Below are 9,931 nucleotides of genomic sequence, written 5' to 3' on the forward strand. Positions count from 1 at the left end.
CGGTGTCCGCTAGAACCGGGTCCGATGATTCGTTTCGCGTGCGTCGTCGGGGCGCTCCTGTTGGCCTCGTCGACGCCCGCTTTCGCCCAGCTGAGGGCCGTTTCCGATGGCCCCGCGCCGGTCCTCGAGGGCGACCGCGTGCTGTGGGGCGAGCGCTCGGGAGAATCCGTGCAGTTCCTCAGCGCGCCGGTTTCCGGAGGCGCCGCGACGCCGTTCGGCTCGCTGACCGTGCCGCGCCGCGACGTCATGTGGCTCGCGGCCTCGCCAGGGCTGTTGGCGGTGCAGCTGCGCGACGGCGGTTCGCCGAGCGCGCCGGGACGCCTCTACGTCGCAGGTGCGGATGGTGCGTTCCGCTTGCTGGCGGACGATGTCGGCGAGGAGCCGTTCGATCCGCTCTGGCCGCCGCTATCGGTGACGAGCGGCGGGGTCTTCACCCAGGAGGCCGTGCCGCTCGTACGCGGCCTGTCGGGAGAACGGACCGAGGTCGTCGTCCCGCCGGAGTCCAACGCGGGGTTCGTCGCGGCGGCGGGCGACGTCGGCGTCGCCTCGACCGACGGCGCGCTGATCGTCTTCGACCTGCGCTCGGGCACCGAGCTGCACCAGATCTCGCTGGAGGGCTACGACGCGCAGGTCACGAGCCTCGCGGTCTCGCCGGACGGCGACGTCGCGGCGACCACCGCCGTCGGCGACGGCTCGGACGTGCTGCTCTACGCGCCCGCCGGCGCCTCGCGCGTGCGCGCGCTCGCGCGGGAAGTGCGGATGGAGACGGTGGCCACCGCGGGTGGGCGGGTCGCCTATGTGGGTTCGAACCGCCTCGACGCGGGCGTGCGGGTGACCGTGCTGGACGGTGCGTCGGGCGCGCGGCTGTTCCGCGGCCCGGTGAGCGCGGACGCCGAGCGGCTGAGCTTCGACGGCACGCACCTCGCGTGGACGACGGGCGGGTGCACGCTGCTGGCGGCGGTCCCCACGGCAGCGGTCGGCGTGGTGCCGTCGGGTCCCTGCGTGCGGACGGAGGCGAGCGTGGCGCGGATGGAAGGTGCGCGCGTCGAGGTCACCTGTCTCAGCGCGCCCACCTCCTCATGCCGGGTGCGCGCGGCCGGGCGGACGGCGCGCGTGCGGGTCGGGCGGACGAAGACGATCCGCCTCCCCCGCGGCGCGACGGTGCGCGTGATCGACCCGGATGGCCGCACGCGCACCGTCTTGCCTGCTTAGGGGTTCGTCGTCGACAGCGTGAACGTGAGGGTCTTCGAGTAGGACCCGGTGCGCAGCGGCTCGTTGCCGCCGATCGCCTGGCTGAACGTGATCGTCGTGACCTCGTTGGAGACCGGGCCTGACCAGGTCTTGGGCAGGTTGGTCATGAGCGGCTGGGCGAGCGTGAACGTGCCGTTCTTGAGCCGCATCGGCGCGACCGTGTCCGGGTCGGAGACGTTGAGCGTCGCGTCGCCGGCGGTCGAGACGATCGTCGCCGTGGTCTGCGCCGTGTACGTCTTCGGGACGCCCGGGGTGAACGGGCCGAAGCTCGCCGGTGCGCCGAGCGTCAGGGCGAGCGTCGCCGGAACCGTGCCGGCGGCGCCCGACGTCGCCTGCGCGGCCACCGTGTAGGCGATCGTGCGGGTGGTGACGTGACCCTCGGCATCGGTCGCGGTGATCGCCAGCGTGTGCGGCCCGGGCGTGGCGTTGAGGACCTCGCCGTTGCTCACCGCCTTGCCGTCGAGCGTCGCGACGCAGGACTCCAGCTCGGACTCGTCGGCGCAGCTGAAGCTCAGCGGGATCGGGGCGCCGAGCGGGAGCGTGGTTGCGACGTCGACGGTGATCGTCGGCGCGACCGTGTCGGGCGCGAGCTCCTTGATCCGCACGCTGCGGTACATGAGGTTGTTGCCCGCGTTCTCGAGGCCGATGGAGCCGACCCGGCCGTTGCGGGTCGCGGCGTCGTAGGTGCTCGTGAGCACGCCGTTGATCCACACCTGGATGTGGCTGCGCACGGCGCGGATCGTGAGCGTGTTCCACTCGCGGGTCGGCTTGTAGAGCGTCGCCGGCGCGGTCGGCGACGCGAACGTCGTCGCCGGGCCGCGCTCCTGCGTGATCGCACCCGTGCGGGTGGTCGCGCCGCCGTTGTCGAGGATCGCGACCTGGTAGCCCTTGTCGAGGTCGGCGACGACGGCCGGCGATGGTGACCGCACGAAGACGCCGCCGTTGTTGCTGGTGGCGGCGGTCCGGTAGTCCACGGAGAGCTCGAAGTCCTTGAACTGGCGGGGCGAGTAGTGGATCGCGCCCGGGTTGGCGCTCGTCGCGCCGCCCGAGGTCGCGAGGCTGGCCATGAAGTTGCGGGTGACCGCGCCCGCGCCGACGGCGCTCCAGCCCGCGAGCGACTCGCCGTCCCACAGCTCGGCGAAGCCGTCCGCGCCGGGCTTGTAGGCCCAGTCGACGCTTGCCGAGCCCGCGCCGGGCTTGAGGCTTCCGGGGGCGCCGCAGGTCCTCTCCGCGCAGGCGACGACGACGTCGGAGGCCGCGATCGGCGACGAGTAGGTGAGGCTGCCGCCCGTCACCCTTTGCAGCACGCGCGTGTACGACGTCGCGCCGGTCTTGCGGTAGACCTCGAACGTGAGGTCACGCGCCGGGGTCGTGGTCGCCGTGAACGTCGCGTTCTCACCGGCGGCGGGCGTGGTCGCCGGACCGGTGACGGTGACGGCACCGCCGGAGGTGGAGACGTTGGAGGTGGCGGTGCCGATCACCGTCGTGCCGTCCTTGACCGTGAGGCCGACCGTGTAGCGGCCGGCCGCGGCGTAGGTGTGCGTGGCGGTCGCGCCGGTGCCGGTGGCGCCGTCACCGAACGTCCACTCGTATGTGGCGGCTGCCGGGGCCTTGAACTGGGCGGCGGTGAACGTCGCGTCGTTGCCGGTCGCGTCCGCGGTGATGCGGGTGAGGGCGCGGGTGACCTTCAGCCGCGCGCTGACGCCGTCGGTGAGGTCGAGCACCTCGAAGCGGGTCCCGGTCTCGGGGTCCTCGAAGACCGGCGGACCGTCGCCCTGGCCCTCGCCGAGCGTGGCGATGTCGAGTTCTGCGGTGCAGCCCGCCCCGGTCGAGCCCGGCTGCGCGTCGAAGGTCTTGATCGTGCCGTAGGAGTTCAGGACCGTGACGTCGATCTTGTAGAGCAGCACGCCCCAGTCGCACATGCGGTGGCTGCCGGTGGTCACGGTCTCCGTCGCGTCGTTGCCGAGGGGTGCGCGCAACTCGGCCGCGATCGCGGTCGTCGGGCCCGTCCTGATCACCACGCCCTTCTTCGTCACCCCGTCCGGCGGGGTCGAGACCGGGCTCAGGGTGTACTCGGCGCTGCCATCCGTCGCCAGGCAGCCGAAGTCGGCGTCGTCGAGCCAGCCGAGCTTCCACTTGTTCCACGCCATGTACTCAGGCGCGTGTCCGGCGATGTTGCCCATCAGGTCCCAGCCGCCGACCCACGCGTGCGTCGCGCCCGTGCCGGAGCCGTTGTAGGACTCGGGCAGCGAGATCGCGTGGCCGGTCTCGTGGTTGATGATCTTCGGCCCCCAGCTGAACATGTCCTGGCCGAAGGTCGCCCCGTTCTTGACGATCGTGCCGTCGACCGCGATCTGCTCCGAGTAGAGGTTCAGCTCCGGCGAGAACGCGATGCCGGTCGCGTTGCGCGGCGGCATGATGTAGACGAGCTGGTAGCCCCGGTAGTCGGTCTCCGGGTCCGCCGCGAGGACCGCGTCGTGCGCGTACGCCTTCTGGTTGGCGATGCTGAAGGTCTGGCGCGTCATGCCGTAGCCGGTCGTCGGCTTGGGCATCCGGAACCACTTGTCGGACTTGAGCGTCACGTCGAGCTGGAAGCGGCCGTTGGAGCTCGCGTTGAAGAAGTCGACCGACTGCTTGAGGAACTCCCAGTAGGAGTTCGGGTCGCGCCAGTCGCGGCCGCCCTGGTTCGGGTTGGCGGCCGAGGCGGGCGCGTCGGAGAAGTCGACGAAGATCATCAGCGCCTTCACGTGGCCGATCGGGCGGACCTGCTTGGTGAAGTCCGAGTTCAGGCCGTGGTGGAGGTTCGTGTCCCACTCGCCGCTGCCGAGATCGACGTAGTCGCCGGGCCAGAGGCCGTCCGGCCGGTCCACGCGGCATTGCTGCGGCGGGTCGGGTGGTGCCGCCGTGGCCGGCGGTGTGGCGACCACCACCGCCGCGATGGCTACGAGCACTGCGATCCAACGGTGCATCCCCGACTCCCCTCGTCGTCGTGACGGGAGCAACGCTACGTGTGGGAGGGGGATGAGACCTTCCGCAGATGGCGGATTTCTAGGCTGCTGCGCTCCGACGGTCGTCGGACAGGAAGTCCTTGACGATGTTCAGCGCGCGGCCGTCGGGGCGGCGCCGCAGCGCGCCGTCCGCGATCAGCGCGTCGAGCAGCGCCTTGCCGAGCGCGCCGGCGACGTGCGGGCGGCGCTCGGTCCAGTCGGTGCAGGCGCGCACGAGCGGGCGGCGGGTGTGCAGCGCGGTGGGGTCGACGCCGAAGCGCCGCTCGAAGTAGCGCGGGTCGGTGAGGACGAAGGCGCCGTCGCAGAGGGCGAGCGCCTCGTGCTCGAGCAACTGGTCGGCGAGCGCGACCCCGGCGCGCCCCGCGAGGTGGTCGTAACACGAGCGCGCCTCGCGCAGCGCCTGCTTCTTGTTGTGGGCGGTGAGGCCGATCGGCCGTTCGTCGCCGGTCGAGATGTTGGCCAGCGCCTCGAGCGCCTCGGCGACGTGCGGGCCGGCGAGCTGCGCTTCTCTGCGCCGCCCGACGTTGGCGATCGTGATCAGGCCCGCGGATTGCAGCTTCTGCAGGTGGCCGGAGACGGTCGACGGCGCGACCCCGACCCGCACCGCCAGCGCGCCCGCCGACAGCGGCGGGCCGCCGAGCAACTCCTCGAGCATCCGCGCGCGGGTCCGGTCGGCCAGTGCGGCGGCGACGTCGGCGATCTCGGACATGGGCTGCACACTAGGCCCTCGACGCTTCGGCGAGCACCGAAACGTCGCGCGCTTATGGTCAAGCGCATGCTGCTCGCCGCCCCGGTCCCCGACCCCGGCCCCACCGGCCCGTACGGCACGATGCCGTGGCTGCGCGCCACGGTCTCGCGCTTCGCCAACGGCGAGACCCACGCCCGCCGCCGCGCGCTGGTGGAGGGGATGCTCGCCGAGATGGAGCCCGCGGCGCTGCGCGAAGAAGCCGCGGAGCTCGCCCGCGCGGCCGCGGCGCGGCCGGGCGACGCGGCGCGGCCGGGCGACGCGGCGCGGCCGGGCGACGCGGCGCGGCCGGGCGACGCGGCGCGGCCGGGCGAGGCAGCGCGGCCGGGCGACGCAGCGCGGCCCGACGACGCGTATCTGCCGGTCGCCGTGCTGGCGCGGCGGCTCGGCGCGCGGGACCTCGCCGCCGCCGTCGCGGCCACCCGCGTCGTCGCCGCGGCCTACCAGCCGCACACCTCGCACCCTGACGCCGACGACGCGCTCGCGCGGCTGCTCGAGCTCCTACCAGGTGGCGACGAGGAGGTCGTCGCCGGGCGGGTCGCGATCCTCGTCCAGGCGTGCGAGGCGACGGCCGGGCTCGTCCGGGGGGAAGATGTGCCGGTGCCCGTCACCCGCCGTGTCGGCCCCGAGGGCGAGATCGTGACCGTCAGCCTCGCGACGTGCCCGTTCGGGGCGGGCCCGCGCCGATGCCCGGGTGAGGCACACGCCCGCGCGCTGGTGGAGGGTCTCAGATGAGCTTCGCCGAGTTGCACAAGCCCGGGTTCGTGCTGCCCAACGCGTGGGATCACGCGTCGGCGGCCGCGTTGGCCGAGGGGGGTTTCGAGGCGGTCGGCACGACGAGCCTCGGCGTCGCCGCCGCGCTCGGCCTGTCCGATGGCGCCGCGGAGACCGCGGAGGCGACGATCGACCTCGCCCGCCGCCTCACCCACCTCCCGGTCCACATCTCGATGGACATCGAGAACGGGTTCAGCCACGACCCGGCGGAGGTCGCGGCCTACGTCGACCGGCTCGGCCCTGTCGCGGGCGTCAACCTCGAGGACCAGCTGACCGACCCGCAGCACTTCGCCCAGGTGCTCGTCGGCGTCACGGGCCACGGCACGTTCATCAACGCCCGCATCGACACCTACTGGCTCGGCGACGGCGGCGTCAAAGAGACCCTGGAGCGCGCGGAGCACTACGTGCACGCCGGCGCCGACGGGATCTTCGTGCCGGGCGTGCGCGACGAGCGCGAGATCGCCGCGCTGGTCGAGGCCCTCCCCGTCCCGCTCAACGTCCTCTTCCTCCCCGGGCTCACGGTCCCGCGGCTGGCCGAGCTCGGCGTCGCCCGGATCTCGACCGGCTCGCTGCTCTACCGCGCGGCGCTCGGTCAGGCCCTGCGCGTCGCCGCCGAGATCCAGGACGGCCGCAGCGACTTCGAAGCCCCGCCCTACGCGGCCGTCAACGCCCTCGCTACCTAAAGGGGTCAGGCCCCTTTAGATTTTGAGGACGAGCTTGCCGTGCACGTGGCCGCCTTCGAGCAGCTCTTGGGCGCGGGCGGCGTCCTCCAAGGCGAACGTCTCGGCGATGTGGGGACGCAGTCCGCCCTCGGCGACGAGCGGTGTGATCACCTCGCCGAGGTCGTAGCCCGACGGGCGGACGAAGATGTAGCCGGTCTCGATGTGCTCGCGCTTGGACGGCGGGGCGGCGATCGAGACGAGCCGGCCGCCGTGGCGCAGCGCCCCGAACGCCTGCTCGAGGCCGTCGCCGCCGAAGAGGTCGAAGGCGGCGTCGGCGCCCCCGCCGTCGGTCAGCTCGCGCACCTTCGCGGCCACGTCGCCGTCGTAGTCCACGGGCTCGGCGCCGAGGGACTGGATGAAGTCGAAGCTCGCCTCGGACCCCGTCGCGATCACGCGGGCGCCGCGGGCGAGGGCGAGCTGGATCGCGAGGTGGCCGACGCCGCCCGCCCCGCCGGTCACGAACAGCCACTCGCCGCCGCGCAGCCCGAGGCGCTCGAGCGACTGGTGCGCGGTCAGCCCCGCGAGCGGGAGCGCGGCCGCCTCCTCGAAGGTCAGCTCAGGCGGCATGTGGGCGAGAAAGCCCTCCGGCACGGACGTGAACTCGGCGTAGGTCCCGTACTGGAGGTCCTGGCGACGGCAGTAGCCGTAGACCGGGTCGCCCGGCGCGAACCACGTGACCGCGGGCCCGACCTTCTCGACCACGCCCGCCGCGTCCCAGCCGAGGATGACCGGGAAGTGGAACGGGAAGAGCCCGGCGAGCTTGCCCTCGCGCACCTTGTAGTCGACCGGGTTCAGCGACGCCGCGCGCACCCGCACGAGCACGCCGTCCGGCGCGACCGGGGGCGGCTCGACGTCGAGCAGCTCGAGCGCCTCGCGCCCACCCCAACGTTTGACGGCGATCGCCTTCATTAGCCCGGCAGTATCCACGAGACGGCCCCCCGAAACGACGAAGCGCCGGACTAGGCCGGCGCTTCAACTAACTCGTGGCGGGCGCGGTTACCAGCGGTAATGCGCGAAGGCCTTGTTGGCCTGCGCCATGCGGAAGATGTCGTCCTTGCGCTTGTAGGCGCCGCCCTGCTGGGACTGCGCGTCCATCAGCTCGTTGGCGAGGCGCTGGGCCATCGACTTCTCGCGGCGGTTGCGGGAGAACTCGACCAGCCAGCGGACGGCCAGGGTGCGGGCGCGGGGCGCGGGGACCTCGACCGGGACCTGGTAGGTGGCGCCACCGACGCGGCGGGAGCGAACCTCGAGGACCGGGGTCAGCGACTTGATCGAGATCTCGAGGGCCTCGACGGGCTCCTTGCCCGTGCGCTCGGCCAGGATCGCCAGCGCGTCGTACACGATGCGCTCGGCGGTGGACTTCTTGCCGTCCAGCATCACCTTGTTGATGACCTGCTGAACCAGCTTGGAACGGTGGACGGGGTCCGGATCAATGGTCCGGCGCCCTGCGGCTGCGCGACGCGGCATCTCTTACTTGGCCTTGACTCCGTATTGGGAACGGGCCTTCTTGCGATCGGAGACGCCGGCGGCATCGAGAGTGCCGCGGACGACCTTGTAGCGCACGCCCGGAAGGTCCTTGACGCGGCCACCGCGCACGAGCACGACGGAGTGCTCCTGCAGGTTGTGGCCTTCGCCGGGGATGTACACCGTGACTTCCATCGAGTTGGTCAGGCGCACGCGGGCCACCTTGCGCAGAGCCGAGTTCGGCTTCTTGGGCGTGGTGGTGTAGACGCGCGTGCAGACCCCGCGACGCTGAGGCGCGGCCACCTTCTTCTTGCGGCCCTTGCCGGACTTCAAGCCGGGGGTGGCGAGCTTCTTCGTCTTCGGGTTGCGGCCCTTGCGGACCAGCTGGGACGTCGTCGGCATACGGCGCCGGATGGTAGCAGCGCTTACAGCAGTGCCCGGGGATACGCGGCAGTGGCAACAACCGCCAACACGCCCAGCCACCCGAGACACACCAACAGATCGAGCATCGGGTGCCCGCCGCCGAGCAGGAATCCGCGCAGCCCCTCGACCTCGTAGGTCAGCGGATTCACGTGCGCGACGTCCTTCAGCCAGCCCGGCATGATCGCCAGCGGATACAGCGCGGAGGACGCGAAGAACAGCGGCATCATCACGAGCTGGCCGATGCCCATGAACCGCTCGCGCTCGCGCACCAGGGACGCGATGGTCATCGACAGGCACGCGAACGCCCCCGTCCCGATCGCCAGCAGCACCAGCGCGCCCACCACACCCAGCACGCTCCACTGCAAGCCGATCCCCGCCACGGCGACCACCACGAGCAGCAACACGGCCTGCACCAACGCCCGCGTCGCCGCGCCCGCGGCCTTCCCCAGCACGATCGCCGAGCGCGGCAGCGGCGTCGCCAGCAGCCGCTGCAGCTGGCCGACATCGCGCTCCCAGATCACCGCGATGCCGAAGAAGATCGCGATGAACATCGCCGCCTGGGCCATGATCCCCGGCGCCAGGTAGGCGCGGTACTCGACACCCCCGGTGGGGATCGAGCGCAGCCGGCTCATCGCCGTCCCGAACACGAACAGCCACAGCAGCGGCTGCACGGAGCGCGTCAGCAGGTCGAGCTGGTTGTGGCGCAGCTTGCGCCACTCCGTCAGCGACATCGCGAACGTCCCCTCGGCGATCCGCCGGAGCGGCCCGCCGGCCAGCGCGGCCGGCCGCGGGCGGACGACGTCAGCCGAGGCGACGGGCGACGCGGCGTTGGGCGCGGACATCGCTGAACCTCCCCTCTTCGGAGATCACGTGGCCGGTGACGGCGCGGAAGACGGCCTCCAAGGACCGCTCACCGTGCCGCGCCAACAGCGAAGCCGGAGACCCCAGCTCGACGATCCGGCCGCCGTCCATGATCGCCAGCCGGTCGCAGTGGCGCTCGGCCTCCTCCATCAGGTGCGTGGTGACGACGATCGTCGTCCCCGCCTCGGCGCGCAGCGCGTGCAGCCGGTCCCAGACCAGCGCGCGGGCGGTCGGATCGAGCCCCACCGTCGGCTCGTCCAGGAACAGCACCGACGGACGGTTCAACAGCGCGGTCGCGATCTCCAGCCGCCGCAGCATGCCGCCGGAGGAAGGTGCGGGCGAGCCGGTCGAGCATCGGCTCGAGCTCCATGGCGTCGACCGCCGCGGCGATCCGAGCAGAACGCTCCCGCCGTGGCACGCCGGTCACCCGCGCATAGAAGTCGAGGTTCTCCGCCGCCGTCAGCCCGCCGTCGGCCGACAGCGCCTGCGGCACGTACCCGATCGACGCGCGGACCGCCAAGGACTCCGCCTCGACGTCCCACCCGGCCACCGACGCCACGCCCGCGGCCGGCGACAGCAGCGTCGTCAACACCCGCAGCGTCGTCGTCTTGCCCGCGCCGTTCGGGCCCAGCAGGCCGAACACCTCGCCCTGCTCGACCTCCAGCGACACCTCGTCGACCGCC

Annotated in this window: 10 protein-coding genes and 1 pseudogene; 3 read left to right on the forward strand and 8 right to left on the reverse strand. The window is 72.4% G+C overall.

The window, feature by feature from the left end:
• Positions 1-24 precede the first annotated feature (24 nt).
• On the forward strand, positions 25-1,212 hold the full coding sequence (locus G569_RS0100535) for a WD40 repeat domain-containing protein (protein WP_028061961.1): 1,188 nt from the start codon (positions 25-27) through the stop codon (positions 1,210-1,212).
• Here the strand turns inward: G569_RS0100535 and G569_RS56930 are convergent.
• Positions 1,209-4,202: a 3-keto-alpha-glucoside-1,2-lyase-like domain-containing protein gene (locus G569_RS56930; protein WP_053225640.1), complete on the reverse strand. Its 2,994-nt coding sequence runs from the start codon at positions 4,200-4,202 to the stop codon at positions 1,209-1,211. The two genes, G569_RS0100535 and G569_RS56930, sit on opposite strands and share 4 nt — an antisense overlap.
• A 97-nt stretch (positions 4,203-4,299) precedes the next feature.
• Positions 4,300-4,968, reverse strand: coding sequence for an ArsR/SmtB family transcription factor (locus tag G569_RS44440; RefSeq protein ID WP_053225641.1), 669 nt, complete (start codon positions 4,966-4,968; stop codon positions 4,300-4,302).
• 66 nt (positions 4,969-5,034) lie between these two features.
• On the opposite strand from G569_RS44440, the gene G569_RS44445 reads away from it, so the two are divergent.
• Positions 5,035-5,739 carry a hypothetical protein gene (locus G569_RS44445; RefSeq protein WP_084284141.1) on the forward strand — a complete coding sequence of 235 codons (705 nt, stop codon included), beginning with the start codon at positions 5,035-5,037 and terminating at the stop codon, positions 5,737-5,739.
• The gene (locus G569_RS44450) at positions 5,736-6,461 is read left to right on the forward strand and encodes an isocitrate lyase/PEP mutase family protein (protein ID WP_037494134.1); all 726 of its coding nucleotides are present in this window, start codon (positions 5,736-5,738) and stop codon (positions 6,459-6,461) included. The genes G569_RS44445 and G569_RS44450 overlap by 4 nt, the downstream gene beginning before the upstream one ends.
• A gap of 15 nt (positions 6,462-6,476) precedes the next feature.
• Here G569_RS44450 and G569_RS0100560 read toward each other — a convergent pair whose 3' ends face one another.
• The 6 genes and pseudogenes from G569_RS0100560 to G569_RS66270 form a co-directional block, all read right to left on the reverse strand.
• A complete protein-coding gene (locus G569_RS0100560) occupies positions 6,477-7,409 on the reverse strand; it encodes an NADP-dependent oxidoreductase (RefSeq protein WP_028061962.1) in 933 nt (310 codons plus the stop codon).
• Positions 7,410-7,496: 87 nt separating this feature from the next.
• Positions 7,497-7,967, reverse strand: a complete 471-nt coding sequence (gene rpsG / locus G569_RS0100565) for a 30S ribosomal protein S7 (protein ID WP_028061963.1) — start codon at positions 7,965-7,967, stop codon at positions 7,497-7,499.
• 3 nt (positions 7,968-7,970) lie between these two features.
• Positions 7,971-8,366, reverse strand: a complete 396-nt coding sequence (gene rpsL / locus G569_RS0100570; RefSeq protein WP_028059562.1) for a 30S ribosomal protein S12 — start codon at positions 8,364-8,366, stop codon at positions 7,971-7,973.
• Positions 8,367-8,389: 23 nt separating this feature from the next.
• On the reverse strand, positions 8,390-9,229 hold the full coding sequence (locus G569_RS0100575) for an ABC transporter permease (RefSeq protein ID WP_028061964.1): 840 nt from the start codon (positions 9,227-9,229) through the stop codon (positions 8,390-8,392).
• A complete protein-coding gene (locus G569_RS64405) occupies positions 9,189-9,566 on the reverse strand; it encodes an AAA family ATPase (protein WP_211232875.1) in 378 nt (125 codons plus the stop codon). The genes G569_RS0100575 and G569_RS64405 overlap by 41 nt, the downstream gene beginning before the upstream one ends.
• Before the next feature lie 76 nt (positions 9,567-9,642).
• Positions 9,643-9,918, reverse strand: a pseudogene (locus G569_RS66270) (ATP-binding cassette domain-containing protein); the annotation flags it as partial.
• Positions 9,919-9,931 lie beyond the last annotated feature (13 nt).

The organism is Solirubrobacter soli DSM 22325 (assembly GCF_000423665.1).
Lineage (GTDB): Bacteria > Actinomycetota > Thermoleophilia > Solirubrobacterales > Solirubrobacteraceae > Solirubrobacter > Solirubrobacter soli.

What these genes read in the sequence shown, in the direction of transcription:
- G569_RS0100535 (WP_028061961.1), top strand. Translation starts at nt 25, where the DNA reads ATGATTCGTTTCGCGTGCGTCGTCGGGGCGCTCCTGTTGGCCTCGTCG.
- G569_RS44440 (WP_053225641.1), bottom strand. Translation starts at nt 4,968, where the DNA reads ATGTCCGAGATCGCCGACGTCGCCGCCGCACTGGCCGACCGGACCCGC.
- G569_RS44445 (WP_084284141.1), top strand. Translation starts at nt 5,035, where the DNA reads ATGCTGCTCGCCGCCCCGGTCCCCGACCCCGGCCCCACCGGCCCGTAC.
- G569_RS44450 (WP_037494134.1), top strand. Translation starts at nt 5,736, where the DNA reads ATGAGCTTCGCCGAGTTGCACAAGCCCGGGTTCGTGCTGCCCAACGCG.
- G569_RS0100560 (WP_028061962.1), bottom strand. Translation starts at nt 7,409, where the DNA reads ATGAAGGCGATCGCCGTCAAACGTTGGGGTGGGCGCGAGGCGCTCGAG.
- rpsG (WP_028061963.1), bottom strand. Translation starts at nt 7,967, where the DNA reads ATGCCGCGTCGCGCAGCCGCAGGGCGCCGGACCATTGATCCGGACCCC.
- rpsL (WP_028059562.1), bottom strand. Translation starts at nt 8,366, where the DNA reads ATGCCGACGACGTCCCAGCTGGTCCGCAAGGGCCGCAACCCGAAGACG.
- G569_RS0100575 (WP_028061964.1), bottom strand. Translation starts at nt 9,229, where the DNA reads ATGTCCGCGCCCAACGCCGCGTCGCCCGTCGCCTCGGCTGACGTCGTC.
- G569_RS64405 (WP_211232875.1), bottom strand. Translation starts at nt 9,566, where the DNA reads ATGCTGCGGCGGCTGGAGATCGCGACCGCGCTGTTGAACCGTCCGTCG.